Raw genomic sequence first — 19,610 nt, forward strand, 5'->3', positions numbered from 1 at the left:
TGGATTTTTCGCTTGTAAATCTTGCAGCCTTATGGTATATTAGCGTTAAACTGAGATGTGTGCCCACGTTATGTCCCGAGGAATGACTATGAGCCCCCGGAGAAGGGTGGCATTGTTCGTCTGCTTGCTGATAGCCGTAGCAGGGTGTGGCGGGCCGCTTGCTACCCACAAGCAGCAAGCCATGGTGACCCAGAAAACAACGGAGCTCCGCGTGGATCCTTCGGTCGCTCGGCTGGTGATTCGCGGGGCGACGGCTGAAGCTCTGCGTGACCTCCCCAGCGCCCTCGCCGCGTACCAAGAAGCCGCGCTGCACGCCCCCAATTCCTTCGGCATCCAGATGGCCTTAGGGGAACTGTACTTGCGCCTTGGCAAGACAGAAAGCGGGCTCATCTGCTTGCGAAAAGCGGCACAACTTGACCCACAGAACCCGGATGTACACGCGCTTCTCGGCAATATCTACGCCGAGCAGAGGCAGTACGAACTGGCGGAAAACGAATTCCGCATCCTGCACCAGCTTGATCCCGGAGATTTGGAGGCGCTTGGCAAGTTAGTCAACCTCATGCTCGCACAGGGCAAGACCGCCGCCGCTTTACAGCAGGTCCAGCGGGCAGCCAAGTACCTGCCGCAGGATGCGGACTTTTTTGTGCAGGTAGGGAATCTGTTCTTCCAGAGACGAGGCTATGCGCAGGCCCGCGAGCTGTACCGAATGGCATTGGTAGCAGAGCCAAAGGCTGAGACCCCCTACTTGGCCATGGCTGCGGCTTTCAAGGCAGAAGGCGATACCGCCCAAGCAATCGCGTGGTACCGCAAAGCTCTCGGCGTGAACCCGAGGTTCGAAGAGGCACGAAATGAGCTGCGTGCCCTCTATGCCGAGGGCAAAAGGTGGGACGAAGCCCTCGCGTTCTTCCGTGAACTCATCAAGGCGGACTCGAGTGAGGTTGAGCACTGGCTGGACTTGGGCCGCGTGCACATCATGAAAGGAGACACCCTGGCCGCCTTGCAAGTGTTCGCCCAGGCGCACGAACGTTTCCCCGACGACCAGCGCACCCCTGTGGCCTTGGGGCTCCTCCAGGAAGGCTTGCGCGACACTGCCGCAGCAGTGGCCACCTATCGTCAGGCTCTCCACACCCACCCAGACTTTGCGCGTGTACGGAAGCTGCTGCGGAACCTCTTTGTGGCTCGCCGGCAGTGGGATCAGGCTATTGAGCTGTACAAGGAGGCCTGCGCCCGCGATACGACGGACGTGCTGAGCGCCCTGGAGGTCGGGGACCTCTATTTTGAGATGGGAGACACTACCGCCGCTCTACGCCACGTTGCTGCTCTTGCGGAGCGTTTCCCTAAGGATTGGCGGGTGCCCTTCTCTGCTGGGCGCATGGAGTTTAGGCGCAGGCACTGGTCAGAGGCGGCGAAGCACTTCCAGCAGGTGGTGACGCTGAACGAGCGCGTGCAGCCTGCCTGGTCCCTTTTGGGGCGCTGTCACATCCTGCGCAACGACCTGGAGCAAGCCGAGCAAATCTTCCGCAAGTCAGTCGCCCTTTTCCCCGAAGATGGAGAATTGAACTTTCTTCTTGGCTCCGTGCTGAGCCAGATGCGCAAGCCGGCGGATGCGCTCCCGTTCATCACCAAGGCCCTTGAAGGGAATGAAGAAAACGTGCAGGTCCTTCTGGCGTTGGCGGCGTGCTATTCCGAGCTGCGCCGCGACGAGGAAGCCGATTCCGTCTACGCCAAGATTCTGGACCTCGACCCGGACAATCCCACGGCTCTCAACAACTATAGCTATAGCCTGGCAGAGCGCGGGATCCGCCTGGAAGAGGCATTGGTCATGGTAGAAAAGGCCCTGCAGGCAGAGCCAGAAAACGGCGCCTTCCTGGACACGATGGGGTGGGTCTACTTCAAGATGGGTAACTACCACAAGGCGCTGGAGTACATTCTGAGATCCGTGCAAGTGCGCCCGGGGTCGGCAGAGGTGATAGAGCACCTGGGGGACGTATACGAAAAGCTGGGCGAGCGCGGCAGCGCCCTGCAGTACTGGAAGAAAGCCCTGGAACTTGACCCGTCCCGGACCCATTTGGAACAAAAACTGAGGGGGGGCACCGACACGCGTCCATGAGCGGCCTCACTTTCCACTGGCATGCACCTTTCGGACGACTGTTCGCCGTAGCCTTCGGGTTCACTGCGTGCCTCGGCCTATCGTTGATTCTTGCGTGCGCCCCTACCGCGCGACGGGCCGAGCGGGACTTTTCCCGCCTTACCATCGCCGACCTTCAGCGCGAGATCAACAGCAACGTCGGCAAGCTAAAGACCTTGCGCGGCGTGGCACGCATCTCCTTCGAGTCGCCGTCCGCAGGCTTCGCGGCGAACTCACAGATCGCCGTGCGCCTGCCGGATTCAGCTTCCATTAAGTTGGAAGCGCTCTTCGGACTGGATGTGGCCTCCCTCGTCATTTTCGGACAGTCCTTTGCCGTGTATGTGCCGTCGGAAAAGCGCGTGTACAAAGGGAGCCTCGATCACCTCCGCTACCTCGAACCTTTTGGGCTTTCACTGGAAGGTCAGGTGCTGCTCCGGGCATTGACGGGCCTGGTGCCCCTGCCCGCGGCAACGACGCACCTGAAAGGTGCCGACCACGACGGGCTGCTGCTGGAGGCCGAGCAGGAGGAAGGCGTGTATCGCTACTGGGTTGAACCGCATCATCGCTTGGTCTGCCGAGTAGAGTTTGTGGACGCGGAACTGGGGCTGCTGTACCGCCTCAGCTTCAGCCGTTTCGCCAGAACCTCTGGCATCGTCTTGCCGCAGATGGTGACCCTGGAGCGACCCCAGTCGGGTGAGCGCGTTACCCTTTTCTACGTGCAGCGCGCCTTGAACGTTGACCCTCGCACCTTGAAGGTGGGCCACAAGCTCCCTGCGGGCGTCGAGGAGGTGGTCCTATGAAAGGCAAAGCCGACGGATGTGCGCTGTCGGTGGTGGTGCCGCTGTACAACGAGGCGGAATCCCTGGAACCGCTCTACCGCGAGATTGTTGCCGCTGCGGACAAGAGCGTACCTTCTTTTGAAATCATCTTTGTCGACGACGGGTCGTGCGACGATTCGCTCGGGAGGCTGCGCAGGCTGGCAGCACAGGACAGCCGTGTCAAGGTCATTTCGCTGCGCAGCAACTGCGGCAAATCGGCGGCGCTGGCGGTTGGCTTCGCCCACGTCCAAGGTGAGTCAGTGATTACCATGGACGGCGACTTACAAGATGACCCAGCGGAAATACCCCGTTTGCTGGCTACGTTGGAGCAGGGATGGGACTTGGTCTCCGGATGGAAGAAGAAGCGCCACGACCCGTGGCGAAAACGGTGGAGTTCCAAGTGGTTTAACCTCGTCACCTCCATGCTGAGCGGCCTGAGGCTGCACGACTTTAACTGCGGGCTGAAGGCGTATCGCCGCGAGGTGGTGCGCAGCATACGCGTCTACGGGCAGCTGCATCGTTTCTTGCCGGTGTTGGCACATTGGCAGGGGTTCAGAGTCACCGAGCAGGTAGTACATCATCGCCCAAGGCGTTTTGGCAAGACCAAGTTCGGCCCCTGGCGCTTTTTCGCCGGTTTTTTCGATTTGCTGACGGTGATGTTCCTGATGCGGTTCAACAGGCGGCCCATGCATCTGTTTGGCTTTCTGGGGCTGCTGTGCTTCACGGCCGGGAGCATCATAACCCTCTACCTGGCAATCATGCGACTATTCTACGCCGTATATTTGAGCAATCGCCCGCTTCTCTTCCTGGGCATCTTGCTCACTATCGTCGGGATCCAATTTGTGTCTATTGGCCTACTGGGCGAGATGATCGCCGAGTCGCGCGCTGCCGACAGAGGCTACCCAATCCGCCTCAAGATCGGCTGGGACGAACCACCTAAGGGCAAGTCTGCACAGCGGACGAGAGCACACTATTCACGAGGACGATGACATCCACCTATCGTGCTGACTGCCGCCACTTTCGTGGAGATGTGCCGTGTGCCCCGCACAAGGCCCACCAAGTCCATTGCCCCTCCTGCTCGTGGTACGAGCCGACTCATGGGCGGATTCTCATCATCAAGTTGGGGGCTGTGGGCGACGTGATTCGCTCCACGCCCATCCTTCACCCTCTGCGCCGCGATTACCCTCACGCGGTAATCCATTGGCTCACCCACACACCCGAGGTGGTGCCGGCCGTTGTGCACCGCATCCACCGCTGGCGGCTTGAGGACATCCTGTATCTGCAGGCCACGGAATTTGAGCTGGTCATAAACCTGGACAAGGACCAAGAAGCCTGCGCCTTGGCCAGCATGTTGCGCGCTAAGCACAAGCGCGGGTTTCTGCTCAAGAACGGTGTGCCCGCCCCAGCGGATGCCGCGGCAGAACAAAAGTTCCTCACTGGCCTTTTTGACGACCTAGCCAAAGCCAACACCAAATCCTACCCGCAGGAGCTTTTTGAGATTTGCGGCTATACCTTTGCTGGCGAGCCCTACATTCTGGATAACTTTGCCAAAGACGGGTATCGGTGGGACATACCACAACCACGCCCGCTCGTGGGCCTCAACACGGGTTGCGGCACACGCTGGAAATCCCGCCTCTGGCCCGAGGAGTACTGGGCTCGGTTGGCTACTGCTTTGCGGGACCGCGGCATTGGCGTGGTGCTTTTGGGTGGACCACAGGAACACGAGAAGAACCAGCGATTGGCACAGGCTACAGGCGCAGGCTACTTGGGACATTTTCCTCTTCGGCAGTTCATCAATTTAGTTGACCAGGTGGACCTGGTGGTGACTGCGGTAACGATGGCTTTGCACGTTGCGATCGGCTTGGGCAAACGGATAGTCCTTTTTAACAACACGTTTAATCGTTATGAGTTTGAGCTCTACGGCTTGGGGGAGATACTGGAGCCGGACTTTACCTGCGACTGTTTCTACGCCGAGGAGTGTCCTAACAACTGCATGCAATACCTGCTCCCAGAAGTCGTGCTGAACAGCTGTCTGCGCCAGCTCCAGAACGTGCGCACTGGGGGAGACCACGGCGCATGAGGATTGTCCTCGTTGGCACCGCGTACCCCCTGCGCGGGGGGATTGCCCACTACAACGCCCTCCTTTACCGCACGCTGCGGGAACGGGGCCACCAGGTACACTTCATCTCGTTTAGCCGTCAGTACCCCTCCCTGCTTTTCCCTGGTCGCACGCAGAAGGACACCGGCGAAGAGGCAATCCCCATCCCTGCCGAACCACTTCTCGATTCAATAGGCCCTGTCTCCTGGTTGCGCGTGGCGCTGCGCATCCGCCAGTATGCGCCGGACATGGTCATTTTCAAATATTGGATGCCGTTCTTCGCCCCGTGCTATGCCGCGGTGGCATTTCTGACCAAGCTCCTTCACCACACGCGCATTCTTTACATTTGCGACAACATTGTGCCCCACGAACGAACGGTATTTGACGCACCGCTCACCCGCCTAGCGCTCGCCTATGTTGACCACTTTGTGGTAATGTCCGACACCGTGCACCAAGACTTGTTGTCCTTTGTTCCGGGTGCCGACGTGAAACGGGTGCCACATCCCGTGTATAGTATCTTCGGCGAGGCAGTGCCTAAGGCAGAGGCCCGTCGCCGGCTTGGGCTGGGGGAAGGCCCTCTCATCCTCTTTTTTGGCTACGTGCGCGCCTACAAGGGACTGCATGTGCTCTTGGAAGCAATGGCGGAGGTGCTGCGCAAGATCCCTGCCCGGTTGTTGGTTGCGGGCGAGTTCTACAGCGACAAGTCGACCTATCTGGAGTTGGTTGAAAGGCTTGGGCTGTCCTCAGCTGTCACCATCGTGGATGAATTCATCCCCAATCAGGATGTGAAGCTTTACTACTGCGCTGCCGATGTGGTGGTGCTGCCTTACCTTTCGGCGACGCAGAGCGGCATTGTGCAGATAGCCTACAACTTTAACACGCCGGTAATTACCACCAATGTGGGCGGGCTCCCGGACGAGGTACTCGATGGCGTCACTGGTTTTGTCGTGCCCGCCGGCGACCCGAGGGCCCTGGCCAATGCCATTGTGGCCTTTTTCCGAGAAAAGCGGGGTCCCCAGTTCGCAGCCCAGATCGCGCGCCATAAGGAGCGATACTCGTGGGATCAGCTGGCGCAGGCTATAGAGGCATTTGTCCGGCCACGAGCATGAACGAGCCGCTGCCCAACGGCCTCTCCTCGAGGTGCTCCAGCCAAGTGCGGAAGAAGGTACTGGTGGTGACCTACTACTTTCCGCCCAGCGGCGGCGCCGGCGTCCAGAGAACACTGAAGTTCGTCAAGTACCTGCCCGCTTCTGGGTGGCTGCCAGTTGTGCTCACGGCCCGAAACGCCGACTATCCTGCTTATGACCCCACCCTGGCGGCGGAAGTGCCCCCCGAAGTACCCGTGCTCCGGTCGCGCATTGTAGAGCCCTATCGCGTCTACCGTCGGCTGACCGGCCGCCGGCTGGATGAGCCCATGGACATCGCCGCGCTCACACGGGATGAACACCAGCGCCGTTCTCTCCGCGAACGCCTCGCGGAGGCGGTGCGTAACTGGCTGTTCATCCCAGATGCCAGGGTTGGGTGGGTGCCTTTTGCCGTGTATAAGGGGCTACAGGCGGTTCGCCACCACCAGGTGCAGGCCATCTATAGCTCCGCTCCTCCCTACTCGTGCCATCTGATCGGCCTCTGTCTCTCGCTTCTAACCGGGCTACCATGGATAGCTGATTTCCGCGACTCCTGGGTAGGATGGCTTTCAGCGGCGCAAAGGCCGCCTTTGCCGCGCAAAGTGGACCTTTACCTCGAAGAGCGAGTTCTGGCACGCGCCGATGTAGTACTTACGGTGTCCCGAGGCGTGGCTGAAGACCTGGCCAGCCGTCACCCGGAATTACATGACAGCCGTTGGCACCTGTTACCGAACGGGTACGACGGCGCAGATTACGAGGGTTTGGCGCCCTTGCTGCGCTCAGGTCGTCTGGTCATCACCTACACCGGCTCTCTTTACGGCCCACGCAATCCGGAGGCCCTGTTGCGGGCAACCAAGCGGCTGATTGCCTCGAGGCCGGAGATTCGGGACCACCTCCTCCTTCGCTTTGTGGGAAGGACCGGCGGGTTCATCGAGCAGATGCTGCGCGACCCGGCCTTAGCGGGCGTCGTAGAGCTCGTGCCATACGTGCCGCACCGGGAGAGCCTGCGCTTCCTCCTGTCTTCAGACCTGCTCCTTCTCATCATCGACGATGCGCCCGCCAACAAGGGCATCCTCACTGGGAAACTTTATGAATACATTGGTGCGCGCAAGCCAATTCTGGCACTTGCCCCGGAAGGCGAGGCCGCCACGCTGATCCGCAGCCTGGGCCTGGGCGAGGTGGTGCCGCCTACAGACGACCACGCAATAGAAGAGACGTTGACGCGTGCCTACCATAGGTGGCGGCAGGGAGCCCTCCGGTTGAGCCAAGTTCAGCAAGAAAAGCTGGAGTTTTTCGATCGCCGCCATCTCACGCGGCAGCTCGCCGCGCTCCTAGACGAACTCGTGCAGGCTGACAACCCTTAGCTCCACCATGGTGACGCCTATAGCTAAAGCGCGGAATCAACTCCAGAGGGGGAGTCTCAGCCGGAAACACAGGTTCACTCCTGGGTCTGCGGCAGTCCGCTCGATGGCCGACGATGCTGGGGAGAGAAGCGTTCCTCCACCGCGAGGCAACAAGTGCGCGCCAGAGCACCAGCGTGCTCACACCGTGTGGTCAACCGGCATGCGGTGGCGACAATTCTGGGGCACGTTTTCCCCAGCCACCGGCGATGCCCGTGCTTCGTCGTGGCCGGTTTGGTCCACGTGGCGTCCGCAGGAACCATAAGAGTCAAGTGAGGAACAGAACAAGTCTTTCCTGCCATGCAACAAGGACCCTTGCGTAAGCTTCGCTTGCTTTATCTGGCCGACCCCGCCGCCATCCATGTGCAGCGCTGGCTGCGCTATTTTGCCGCTGAGGGGCACAGTGTTTACCTTGTGCCTTACCCCGATTCGTTTGCTTTTGTGCCCCCTGGGTCCTTGCCTGGCGTGCAGGTGCTGAGGCCAGCCAGGCTGTTGCGACGGTTTGCTCACCTGCGTCCAGGCTTGACACCCAAGGTCCTGATAGTCGCGAACGTCCTGTGCGCACGCAGAACAATCCGCCGTTTCCATATCGACCTGCTCCACGCGCACTATCTCTCTGGCAACGGCTGGATCGGTATGCTCAGCGGCTTCCATCCTTTCGTGGCGACCGCCTGGGGGTCTGACCTGAATGTGGACCCACAACGTTCGCCGCTCTACCGCACGCTGACTGCCCACGCAGCGCGTCGTGCTGATCTACTGACTGCCAACTCCGAAGACCTTTGCCGCAAGTTGGTGGCCTTGGGTGTGGAGCCGAGCAGGGTGCACCTGATCCAAGGGGGATTGGAACTGGCGCGCTTTCCTTTCGTACGCGGCAACGCAGCACTGCGCCGTTCCCTGGGTATTGGCGACGGGCCGGTGGTGCTGAGCACACGCATGTTGGGAGCCGTCTATAACTTGGACGTTGTGGTCGCGGCAATTCCCAAGGTGCTCGAAGATGTGCCGAGTGCAAAATTCGTGTTTGCCTACCGCGGCACGCCTAGCCAAGAGCAAGCGCTGCGGGAGCTGGTAAGGAATTGGAAGGTTGAGCATGCGGTGCGGCTCTTGGGCCCTGTGGATAACGCACAGATTGCCGGCCTCTACCACCTCGCCGAGGTCTTTGTCTCGGTTCCTTCGTCAGAGGGGATGCCTGGCTCCCTCACGGAGGCAATGGCCTGCGGGGCTGTTCCCGTGCTCAGCGACTTGCCTTACGTGCGCGAATGGATTGAGCCTGGGCGCAACGGGCTTGTGGTGCCGGTGCGCGAGGCAGGGGCTCTCGCAGAGGCCATCGTCTGGCTTTTGCGCCACCCGCGCGAAAGGGGTGCGATTGCCCGCCGTAACCGCATGTTGGTGGAACAGAAGGCGGACCATCGCCTGTGGATGAAGCGTGTCGAGGAGCTTTACCGCTCCTTGCTTGCTGCAGCAACCTAACGAGCAGATGCCAGGACAATGGACACCCAGGACCTTTGCAACGAGGCGCCATGAACGGATTCACGGAACAGATCGACTATCACGCTCTGGGACTCAAGGTGGGCGTGGAAATCCATCAGCAGCTTCTGACCACACGCAAGCTTTTCTGCCGGTGCCCTGCGGGACGTTACTCGACTACGCACCGGGCGGAGGTACTCAGGCACATGCGGCCCACCTTGTCCGAGATGGGCACCTACGACGGCACGGCGCTGATGGAGTTCAAGACGAAGAAGAATGTCGTTTACCTTCTGGACCCGGAGTCGGTGTGCACCTATGAGATCGACGACACCCCACCGTTCTTGGTGAACCAGGAGGCATTGGAGATCGCCCTTCAGATAGCCCTAACCTTGGACTGCAAAATCATTGATGAGCTGCATGTGGCCCGCAAGCAATACCTGGATGGGAGCATCCCCACCGGCTTTCAGCGCACCATGGTGGTGGGAATCGACGGCGCAATCCCTTACAACGGGCGCACCATCCGCATCCTGCAGGTGAACCTGGAAGAAGACGCTTGCCGCGAGGTCAGCGACATCGGTCATACCATAACCTTTCGCACGGACCGACTGGGGATGCCGCTGGCGGAGATCATCACCGGGCCGGACATGCACACGCCCCAGGAGGTGGCGGACGTGATTCGCCTCATCAGTGCGGCGGTCCGGGCCACGGGAAAAGTCCGGCGGGGAATTGGTTCGGTGCGGCAAGACGTCAACGTCAGCATCGCCGGGGGCACACGGTGCGAAATCAAGGGTGTGCCAAAGATAGGGCTCATTCCGCCGCTGGTCCACTACGAGGCGGTGCGGCAAAGGCAGCTCCTTGAGCTGCGGGATGCCATGCGCCTCCGCGGGTTGTTTCCCGGTTCGCTGCGCTACGAAATTCACAAGCTCAACGACGTCTTTGCCCACTCGGCCTTCGAACCATTCCGCCAGGCTGTGGAGCGGGGAGAGGTCGTGCGAGGGATTAAGCTGGTCGGCCTGCGCGGCCTGTTGTCTCACCCTGTAGGCGCCGGGCGCACCTTCGCCGACGAGCTGGCAGGCCGCGTACGGGTTATCGCCTGCCTGGATCGGCCGCCCATCCTGATCCACACCGACGCCTTCCCTCACTATCCCGGCTGGGAAGCAGAGTATGCTGCCGTGCGCGAGCGCTTTCACATGTCCGTCCAAGATGCAGTGTGCATCTGTCACGGCAATGACGCGGATACCAACACGGCCGTCGACGAGATTCGCGCCCGCGTAGCGGAGGCTACCGAAGGTGTGCCCAACGAGACCCGTCAGGTCCTACCCGGCGGGGGTACCGACTTTGAGCGCATTCTTCCGGGGCCCGACCGAATGTATCCTGACACCGATCATCCCCCTACCAAGATTACTGCCGAGCGCCTGGCGAAGCTACGCGAGTTGATACCGGAGAAGCCGTGGGATCGCCTTGCGCGTTATCGCGCAATGGGCCTCTCACCAGCTTTAGCCGCGCAGATGGTCGCCAGCCCCCATGCGCCCTTGTTCGAGCGAGCGGTCAAAGAAGGACCCCTTCCTCCGGTCACTATCGCCTCGCTGCTGCTTTGCCGTCTCCCTGCACTCCGCCGGCGGGGAATCAACGTAGAAGCTCTCCTTGCCAACCAGGTACTCGAGCTCCTTTGCCATCCCCAGGCGGCTGGGCTTACCGTCCAGCAATTGGCCGACGGATTGAAGCTATGCGCAGCGGCACCCGACCAACCAGCTCACAAAATTCTGCGGCACATCCGGCCAACGCGACGCAGCCTGCAGCAGCTCCATAAGGCGGTGAGGACGGTGCTTTCCAATCACAAGACTTTGCTCGACGATCCGGGCATTCCGGAGGCAAAAAAGCTGCGCTACCTAATGGGCGAGGTACGCTCCCACGCGCCAGGGGCGTTCGACGGTCGCGAGGCGGCAAGGTTGCTCAAAGAGGCTCTTCGCGGCGAACAGGAGTAGGTAGGTGGGGGAGGTGTGGCCGCAAACCTGCCAAGGTTTCTTGCGTTTGCGTATGGCTTGGGCGGGCCGAGGGCGCGCCATGTGTTACGAGGCCTCTTTCCACTCCTCCTGAGATCGGAATCGGGCAAATAGAATGCGAGCGCTCATGCGAAGCGGCTATCAAGCGACCTGGCAGGAAGCACCAGGCCGTTCACCTAAGGCAACGTATGCAGAGCCTTCCGTTGTAGCGGGAGAGGCTATAGCGCGGCTATGTCTCCCCTCATCCGCTGGGGTTGCCACCTCCGCGTGCCGCCGGCGCACAGTCGTCACTTCTCCGCATGACCAAGGGCGGAACGTGGGTGGCAGTTCGAAGCCGCACTTGACAGTCTCGGAGGTAGGTCCGCGATGAACGACGACGCCCTTGTGGCCCTGATTGCCGAAGAGATGCACCTATCCTGGCGCCAGGTAAGAAACACCGTGGAGCTGCTGGACGCAGGCAATACCGTGCCATTCATCGCCCGTTATCGCAAGGAGCTCACCGGCAGCCTGGACGAGGAATACATCCGCGCCATTGAGGGCCGGATGCGCTACCTGCGCAACCTTGAGCAACGAAAGGAGGTGGTGCTGCGCAGCATCCAGGAGCAGGGCAAGCTCACACCGGAGCTGGAGGCGCGTATCAGGGCCAGCACCAAGTTGCAGGAGGTCGAAGACCTCTACCTGCCATACCGCCCGAAGAGGCGCACCCGGGCCACAGTCGCCAGGGAGCAAGGGCTGGAGCCCCTGGCGCAGATGATACTGGCTCAGGAAGTCATCACCGGGGACCGTCTCGAGGCCGCAGCTCCTTTCATCTGCCCGGAAAAGGGTGTGAACAGTGCCGAGGAGGCGCTGCAGGGAGCACGGGATATCGTTGCGGAGATAATCTCGGACGATGCGGACGTACGCCAGCTCCTCCGCGAGGCGACCTGGAAGAGGGCCTTGTTGCACAGCACGGCAAAAGACCCCGCGCACGCCGGCGTGTACCAGATGTACGCCGACCGCGCCGAGCCGGTACGTACCATCCCACCGCACCGCACCCTGGCCATCAACCGCGGCGAGCGAGAGGGCGTGCTGCGCGTTGAGATCGAAATAGAGACCGAACCGCTCCTCCACGCCATCAAGCAGCGTTACATGGCCAATCCCCAGTCCATCTTCACCCAGGACCTGGAAGCTGCTATTGCGGACGCGTACGAACGTCTCCTGGCCCCAGCAATCGCTCGTGACATTCGGGCCCAGCTCACGGATCGAGCGGAGGACAAAGCGATTCGTACCTTTGCAGAGAACCTCCGGCATCTCCTCATGACACCACCGGTCCGTGGCAAGGTAATCATGGGCATCGACCCGGGCTATCGCACCGGGTGCAAAGTAGCCGTGATCGACCCCACCGGCAAGTATCTGGAGAGCCAGACAATCTACCCGCACGAGCCTCAGCGCCTGTGGGACGAAGCCAAACAAGTCCTGCAGGAGCTCATCGAAGATCACAAGGTGGACATCGTGGCCATTGGCAACGGCACAGCCAGCCGTGAGACCGAAACACTAGTCAGCGAGGTGATTGCCGATTCCCCACATCCGGTCGTTTACACCATCGTCAACGAAGCGGGTGCTTCGGTGTATAGCGCCTCGCCTTTGGCCCGGCAAGAGTTGCCCGAGCTGGATGCATCCATGCGCGGCACCGTCTCCATTGCTCGGCGCCTGCTAGATCCGCTAGCCGAGCTGGTGAAGATCGACCCCAAGTCCATCGGCGTGGGCATGTACCAGCACGACGTGGATCAGGGTCGGCTGGGCGAGGCCCTGGACTGGGTAGTACAATCGTGCGTCAACCGCGTGGGCGTGGAGCTCAATACGGCCTCTCCTGCCCTCTTGCGCTTTGTGGCCGGCATCAACCGCAAGGTAGCAGAGGCCATCGTCGCGCACCGCAACGTTCATGGACCGTTCAAGTCCCGGGAGGACCTGAAAAAGGTCAAAGGATTAGGCGAGAACACCTTTGTACAGGCGGCAGGTTTCCTGCGCATATCCGACGGCGATCACTTTTTCGACGCCACGGCAGTGCATCCGGAGTCCTATCCGGCGGCCGAGCGGCTACTTTCGGCATTGGGCCTCAGCATCCAAGAGGTAAAACAGAACGGAGCGCTCATCCGGACCAGAATGCGGGAGATGGGGCTGACCATCGAGCAGCTGGCGCCCACGTGTGGGTGTGGCTCAGAGACACTGGCGGACATCGTGGCTAGCCTAGAACGCCCAGGGCGTGACCCTCGCGACGAGGTACCCGGTCCCATCTTCCGGCGCGACGTGCTCAAGATCGAGGACCTCAAGCCAGGTATGGTCCTCAAAGGTACTGTGCGCAACGTAGTGGACTTTGGCGCATTTGTCGACATAGGGGTTAAGCAGGACGGATTGGTGCACCGCAGCCAGATGGCGCGCACATTCGTGAAGGACCCAATGGAGGTGGTGTCGGTCGGTGATGTGGTGGAGGTTAAGGTTCTTAGTGTGGACTCCGAGCGGGGACGTATCGCGCTGAGTCTCATCTTGGACGAGCCATCCCCCCCTCCGGAGAGCCCCAGGCCCGCTCCATCAGATTCGGCTTAATCCTCCCGCTGGCCTGAGTCAGGAGTTATTGTCAACCTGGGCAGTGGTAGGCGGACCCACCATTTGCGTCTCGAGCGAGTGGCTGCGGAAGGGGTGCCTGTCATACCTTGCCCAGGAGCTGCATTACCAGCCCGCTGGCAAGGGGCATGAGCAGGTTATCGTTCAGACCCAAGGGCAGAAGCTCGGCCACCGTGGCGACCACTGCGCCCAGCACCAGCAACCCTGGACTGATGGCCACAACCTCCGCAACAAACAGAGAGGCCACCAGACACACCGCCAGGCAGGCCAGTGACCCTTCCACCGTCTTGCCCAGAAGGGGCGTCCGACCCCACTGCATACCGAAAAGCTTCGCAAAGGGATCGCCGAAAACCACAAAGACGATGGCTGCAAGCGCAACTGGCGGTGCAAAGAGCAAGATTGCCAAGAAGCAGGCCGCCAGGAACGCCGTGATCCGCGACATATGGACCCCGCCGAGGAAGAACGGATGAACGAGGTAGGAGTTGTGGTGAGAAACCTCGGGGGCCTCGCGGTGCGCTCGGACCAGATCACCCACTACCGAACCCGCCAGTACCGCACCCAGGAGCAAAAGTGCGCTGAGGGTGCCATAGTGTAGATCTAGCAGCGGGAAAGCCAGCGCCCCGGGCCGTAGCACAATCCTCCACCACTCCACCCTCTCCCTGACCGCCTCACGCACTGTCACCACCTTTTTGACCACGATGTTGTAGACGTTGATGAGAAGGATGTGCGCCACCACCACGTTGAGGAAAAGAAGCTCCCAGCAGATGGGAGCCCGAGTATCCACCAACAACAGCAGGAGCGGCAGGACCATGATCCCTACCATCTCCCCACGCCGACAGATATACGCAAAAGTCACCACCCACCCGGCGAGCACCGCCATGTGCCACCAGGCCAACCAGCCGTCGGTCAAAGCGATTGCGAGGTAGTAGAGCATGAGCCCGACGGCGGTGGCAACGCCCTGGCCGCCGCGAAATCGCAGGTAGAACGGAAAGACATGCCCGACAATGGCCGCCAATCCGGCAAAGTACCCCTGCGCCGTTCCTCCCCCGAGGACCCGCACCAGCCACATTGCTGCCAGGCCCTTACTCGTATCGAAAACGGCGGTGAGCACACTTGGCAGGGGCCCCAGTACCACGAACGTGTTTACTGTGCCCGCGTTCCCATCGCCGTGCTGACGAATATCGATGCCACGCAGCAGGCGGCCCAGAAAGTAGCTGGGTAAAACAGAACCCAGCACATAACCGCCCGCTACAGCTCCGAGGGTCAGCCACATGGGTCATCCTCCGGGTCAAAGGGGGAGCGAGTAGGTTGCCCCACTCAGGAGGTAAAATCTATCTGCAGGGTGTAGTGCCTGAACGGACCCAACGCGGCGGGTTGCTCAATGTAGTAGTATTGGAAGAGATTGTTGACGAAAAAGCTCACCTTGAAACTACCCATCTGAAGCGCAAAGCGCAGGTCCGTCACATAGGTAGCCGGCGTCACGTCCAGGTCTTTGATGGAAAGCTGCTGCATCTTGTCAACCCGCTCGATCCGGCTCACGTAGCGAAAATCGACCCCCGCCGAGGCAGCGTGATACCGAAGGTCGGAACTCAGCGATAGCACGTGGCGCGGCCGGTACTTGAGCACCTGGCCATAGTCCGGAGTGGGCGTGCCATCTGGGTTTTTGGAAAGATCCACGCTGTTCACATAGCAGTAGCCCACATTGCCGGTTAGGGCATCCCTGATAAGTTCGACTTTCAGCGCACTTTCCACGCCCCGTATCCTGGCCCTGGTAACATTGACGAATTTGACCTCTGGGAGGAGCTGGCCATTGTGCGGGACCAGCCTGGGTTGAGGCCGCACCTCGATGAGGTTCCAAAAGTCGGAATGGTATGCCACCAGGTCCAGGTTGATGCAACCCAGCATGGTATGGTTGACACCCAACTCGGCGCTCACGCTACGTTCAGGCAACAGGTCGGGGTTCGGAGAGACCTTCACCTGATTGGCAAAAGTGGACACATACCTCTCCGCCGTGGACGGTGCTCGAAATCCCTTGGCCACTGACGTCCGCACTACAGTGAGTGGGGACACCGTGTAAGTCAGGCCCACTTTTGGGTTGAGCTCCCCTACCCGGGTTGAGTCGTGGTAAACCTGCGCGTCGTAGCGGAGGCCGAGCGTGAGCAAGGCCTTCTGCCAGGGCCGGTACTCGTTTTGGAGGTAGGCGGCATATTTGAACGCGGAGGGCCTCCCATATTGGATCGCATCCACGACATCGCGCTGGCCATCCACCCCGGCCACCAGAATAGTTTGGGAGCTGTACTGATAGTTGACCTGCACTTCACCGCCAACAGTGGTCGCACGGGAACGACGGTAGACACCCTCCTGGCACGAGGGATTCGGCCTAGTCACCTGCAAGTAGTCCTGACTGGCCGTGCTGAGAAAGCGCCCTTTGACAGAGTACGCCATCGTGCGGCTCACCGTGTGCGTCAACGAGGGATACAGGTACGACTCCCTCATTTGCGAGCGTGTGGCGGTCCCTTCCGGGTCGCCACCGTTCCGTGTGGCCAAGTTGTAGCTTTTCCAGAAAAGGAACGCGCCGGTTCGCTTCTTCGAGTAGCCCGCAAGGACCTCCACCCGCATATCCGGGGTGGGACGGACATTGAACTTGCCCATGAAATTGTAGCTTTTGATGTCATCATTCTCGCGGTAGCCGGTGTTGTTGCGCCATGACGAGGACAGCCAGGCGCCTATGCCGCGCACCTTGGTGGCATAGCTTAAGGCCGTTCCCTCAAAGTGGCGCCGCTGGTTCGTAAAGACCCATGAGTCGTACTTCGGTCGGTCGTAGAAGCCGGTATAGGTGCGGGCATGGAACCTGGGGCCACTGCCCGGTTCTTTCAGCACCAGATTCACCACGCCACCGAGGGCGGAGGAGCCATACAGCGCCGAACCCGCTCCTTTCATCACCTCCACCTGCTGCACCTGGCTGGGCTCAACCGCGTCCCAGTCCACGTCGGCGTCATCGCCGCGGATGAACGGTACCCCATCCAGCAGCACCAGCACGCGCGTGCCGATGCCGGAGGAGTAGCCGCTGGCGCCGCGGATGTTGATGTTGCTGCCCATGGTGGTCACCCCCGGCACGAAGCGCAGCGCCTCATCGATGGTCATGGGGCTCCGGCGGCTGATCTCTTCCGCACCCATAATCGCCATGGAGGCTGGCACATCCCGCAGCGTCTGCTGGTACTTGCTGGCCGTCACCACTAAACCGCCCAGTTCGATCACCGTGGGCTCCAGGGACACGTTGACCTCAGTGGGGAGGCCTGGCAGCACGCGTACCTCCAGCGTCACTTCCTTGTAGCCAATGCTGGAGACAACCACCGTGTACCATCCCGGCGCGATCTTGGGAATGATGAACCGCCCCTTGGCATCTGATGCTGCCCCAAGGATAGTGCCCGTGACAACCACGTTGGCCCCCTCGATAGGCCGACCGGTGCTCGCCTCCACCACGCTGCCGCGCACACTCCCCGCATCACCCGTGCTCCCAGCCAGCGGGGCAGCCGCAAGAAGTAGCACCAGTACCAGCGCAAGGAGACGATCACACATGGCACTCTCTCCAGATCGACTGACACCTACCTGCTCGATGGCCCCCAACAACAGTGAGCGATACGCCATCACTTCGAGAAGTAGAGCATGAAGTAGATAGCAATGCTGGTGCCCATGAACGGCAGCGCTGAAGGGAGGGTCACCAGGTGCAGCCTGTTGGCCGTGGCCGTGTAACCCAGAGTGTCTAGCCGGAAGTTGGTCTTGTTGAAATCGAAGATGAGGGCATTCGGGAGCTGTCTCCCTACCACGCCACTGCTCACCAGGGTGTCGCCGCCGGTGTACACAATGGGAACCAGAGAATCCGGCTTGGTGCCAAACCAGACGGTGGCCTGAACGCCGAGAGTGCAGGCGGCGCTGTAGCTATTGTCCTGGCGTATGGTGAGCGTGCCGCGCAGCTTCTCTTCGTGCGTAAAAGCATACACCCCAAACATCTGCATCATGGCCAACAATGAGGAGTCCACCAGGTGGATGGTCGCCGAGTCGGCACGCCATACCCCAACCGGGTCCCCACCGGACATTTTGACCGGGAATTCCACCTTTGGCTCCGGCTTGGTAGGCTCGCCCTTGTCGCAGCCAAAGTAGAGCCCAGCAAACAGAACCACCAAGGCAAGGAACAGAACTACCGGCGTAGCATTGCGCATAGGCCTCCTCCATGAACGTTTACGACTCCGACTCCACCATCCCCCGTGCCCTTGGAGAGTCCGTCCACACCATGTGCCTCGCATGAACACCGGGACGTCCGAGCACCTGGGTAATAGTATAGCGAACTATTCTGATTTTGTCAAGCTCTTTCTTCCGATGCTTTCCTCCACGCCTGAGGGGAGCCGGGGGCGCCCCGAGAGCCGCCACGCGGCCTGCTCACCGATGGCAGCTCTCCAGCTTGGACGGTGCCACGCCGTGTGTAGCCCCGGGCTGACTTGGCCGAATGCTTGTTCTGGAGAAGCTCGAGGGTGCGTCTGAGATCTGCGGGCGCCAGAAGGGGCGAGTTTTTGCATTGGAGGCGGCTCAGCCTGCGCAGTACCTCCGGTCCGGTGTGCCAAGAGCATTTTTTGGAAAACAAAAAATTTCTCTTGACATTTTGCCTCTTGAGCTATATATTTATGGTGTACAAATGTACACCGAATGGATGGGGAGCAGCGATGGAAGAATTGACGCCAAAACAAGCTTTAGTGCTGAGCCTGATTACCAGACGGGTCAAGGAGGGTGCTCCGCCGACGCTCCAGGAGTTAGCGGATGAGCTGGGCGTGTCCTCCAAGACGGCGGTCACCAAACACCTGGCTGCCCTGGTGAAAAAGGGCTACATCTCCCGTTCCAGTTTGGCGCGAGGCATCAGGTTAGTGCGGTCGCGGGTGGAGGAGGCCCGCGAGCGAGGGGTTCGCGTGCCGCTGTTGGGCACCATCACCGCAGGGCGGCCGGTGCTGGCCCAGCAGAGCATCGAAGACTATCTGACTCTACCGGGCACGTTGGTCCGCTCCACCGGACCCCACTTTGCCTTGCGCGTGCGTGGCGACAGCATGAAGGATGCCGGCATCCTGGACGGCGACATCGTCATCGTCAAGTCCACCAAGGAAGCCGCAAACGGCGACGTGGTGGCCGCGCTCATCGGCGAGGAGGTGACCATCAAACGCCTGGTGATTAAGGGAGAGAAGCGCTACTTAAAAGCCGAAAACCCGGCATTCAGCGACATCTATCCCGAGGAGACATGGAGCATTCAAGGAAAAGTGGTGGGGCTGATTCGCCATCTAGATTGAGCGGTGGCGGCCGCGCTTGTGCTTGTGGCTGCCGGTGATGCTCGTAGTCAATTTGTTTCTGGTGACCGCGGGGCTTGATGCTTGCATAAAGGCCATGGACGAGAGGAGGGTGACGAAGGCCATTCTACATGGAGAGGATGAGGTACGTCTCTTTTTTTACCCGCTAAGGTGAACTAATGTACACCATATGAAACCGCGTGCCATTATATACGCTGACGCCACTGCCTTTCCGGTCCAGGTGGAGCGTCTTCGGAATCCGCGCCTGCGGGGTTATCCGGTAGTGATTGCCCCGCCAGGGGCGCGGGCACAGGTGCTGGCCTTGTCGTTCGAAGCCCGCCAAGCCGGCCTGCGGAAGGGAATGCGCCTGAAGGAGGCCCTCCGTCAATGTCGCGACGTGGTGGTTCTCCCGCCTGACGAACGCACGTACGCCCGCGCCACGCAGGCGATGAACCGGATTCTTTGTGCGCTCTCGCCGGTATTCGAGCCCGAGCGTTATGGGCACACCTATCTTGATATCACCTCTACGCAGCGCCTCTTCGGTGGGGCAACCGACACCGCCTGGCGGGCGCAAAAGGAGATTAAGAGCCGCCTGCAGCTGGACGTGTCGGTGGGCCTTGCCTGCAACAAGATGGTGAGCAAATTAG

Annotated in this window: 14 protein-coding genes; 11 read left to right on the forward strand and 3 right to left on the reverse strand. The window is 60.6% G+C overall.

The features are described from left to right. Positions 1-88: 88 nt before the first annotated feature. From ONB25_10120 to ONB25_10160, 9 genes are all read left to right on the forward strand, one after another. A complete protein-coding gene (locus ONB25_10120) occupies positions 89-2,110 on the forward strand; it encodes a tetratricopeptide repeat protein (protein ID MDZ7393234.1) in 2,022 nt (673 codons plus the stop codon). Beyond that, positions 2,107-2,928, forward strand: coding sequence for a DUF4292 domain-containing protein (locus tag ONB25_10125; GenBank protein ID MDZ7393235.1), 822 nt, complete (start codon positions 2,107-2,109; stop codon positions 2,926-2,928). The genes ONB25_10120 and ONB25_10125 overlap by 4 nt, the downstream gene beginning before the upstream one ends. Next, positions 2,925-3,935, forward strand: coding sequence for a glycosyltransferase family 2 protein (locus tag ONB25_10130; protein ID MDZ7393236.1), 1,011 nt, complete (start codon positions 2,925-2,927; stop codon positions 3,933-3,935). The genes ONB25_10125 and ONB25_10130 overlap by 4 nt, the downstream gene beginning before the upstream one ends. Then, a complete protein-coding gene (locus ONB25_10135) occupies positions 3,932-5,026 on the forward strand; it encodes a glycosyltransferase family 9 protein (protein MDZ7393237.1) in 1,095 nt (364 codons plus the stop codon). Before ONB25_10130 ends, ONB25_10135 begins: the two co-directional genes overlap by 4 nt. After that, positions 5,023-6,153: a glycosyltransferase gene (locus tag ONB25_10140; GenBank protein MDZ7393238.1), complete on the forward strand. Its 1,131-nt coding sequence runs from the start codon at positions 5,023-5,025 to the stop codon at positions 6,151-6,153. The genes ONB25_10135 and ONB25_10140 overlap by 4 nt, the downstream gene beginning before the upstream one ends. 44 nt (positions 6,154-6,197) lie before the next feature. Continuing rightward, positions 6,198-7,532 carry a glycosyltransferase gene (locus ONB25_10145; GenBank protein MDZ7393239.1) on the forward strand — a complete coding sequence of 445 codons (1,335 nt, stop codon included), beginning with the start codon at positions 6,198-6,200 and terminating at the stop codon, positions 7,530-7,532. A gap of 351 nt (positions 7,533-7,883) precedes the next feature. Further along, positions 7,884-9,035 (forward strand): glycosyltransferase family 4 protein, encoded by a 1,152-nt coding sequence (locus ONB25_10150; protein MDZ7393240.1) that lies wholly within the window; start codon positions 7,884-7,886, stop codon positions 9,033-9,035. Positions 9,036-9,085: 50 nt separating this feature from the next. Then, complete coding sequence (gatE, locus tag ONB25_10155; GenBank protein MDZ7393241.1) at positions 9,086-11,017, forward strand: Glu-tRNA(Gln) amidotransferase subunit GatE; 1,932 nt, start codon at positions 9,086-9,088, stop codon at positions 11,015-11,017. Between the two features lie 384 nt (positions 11,018-11,401). Further along, a complete protein-coding gene (locus ONB25_10160) occupies positions 11,402-13,618 on the forward strand; it encodes an RNA-binding transcriptional accessory protein (GenBank protein MDZ7393242.1) in 2,217 nt (738 codons plus the stop codon). Between the two features lie 100 nt (positions 13,619-13,718). Here the strand turns inward: ONB25_10160 and ONB25_10165 are convergent, their stop codons facing one another. The 3 genes from ONB25_10165 to ONB25_10175 form a co-directional block, all read right to left on the reverse strand. After that, positions 13,719-14,909, reverse strand: coding sequence for a glycerol-3-phosphate acyltransferase (locus ONB25_10165; GenBank protein ID MDZ7393243.1), 1,191 nt, complete (start codon positions 14,907-14,909; stop codon positions 13,719-13,721). Between the two features lie 44 nt (positions 14,910-14,953). Further along, positions 14,954-17,215: a TonB-dependent receptor gene (locus ONB25_10170; protein ID MDZ7393244.1), complete on the reverse strand. Its 2,262-nt coding sequence runs from the start codon at positions 17,213-17,215 to the stop codon at positions 14,954-14,956. A 68-nt stretch (positions 17,216-17,283) separates the two neighbouring features. Next, positions 17,284-17,856 carry a hypothetical protein gene (locus tag ONB25_10175; GenBank protein ID MDZ7393245.1) on the reverse strand — a complete coding sequence of 191 codons (573 nt, stop codon included), beginning with the start codon at positions 17,854-17,856 and terminating at the stop codon, positions 17,284-17,286. A 498-nt stretch (positions 17,857-18,354) separates the two neighbouring features. On the opposite strand from ONB25_10175, the gene lexA reads away from it, so the two are divergent. Beyond that, positions 18,355-18,966 (forward strand): transcriptional repressor LexA, encoded by a 612-nt coding sequence (lexA, locus tag ONB25_10180; GenBank protein ID MDZ7393246.1) that lies wholly within the window; start codon positions 18,355-18,357, stop codon positions 18,964-18,966. 187 nt (positions 18,967-19,153) lie between these two features. After that, the coding region (locus ONB25_10185; GenBank protein MDZ7393247.1) for a hypothetical protein at positions 19,154-19,610 on the forward strand (457 nt) is incomplete at its 3' end.

The sequence above is a fragment of the candidate division KSB1 bacterium genome, from assembly GCA_034506335.1.
Lineage (GTDB): Bacteria > Zhuqueibacterota > Zhuqueibacteria > JANLFK01 > Oleimicrobiaceae > Oleimicrobium.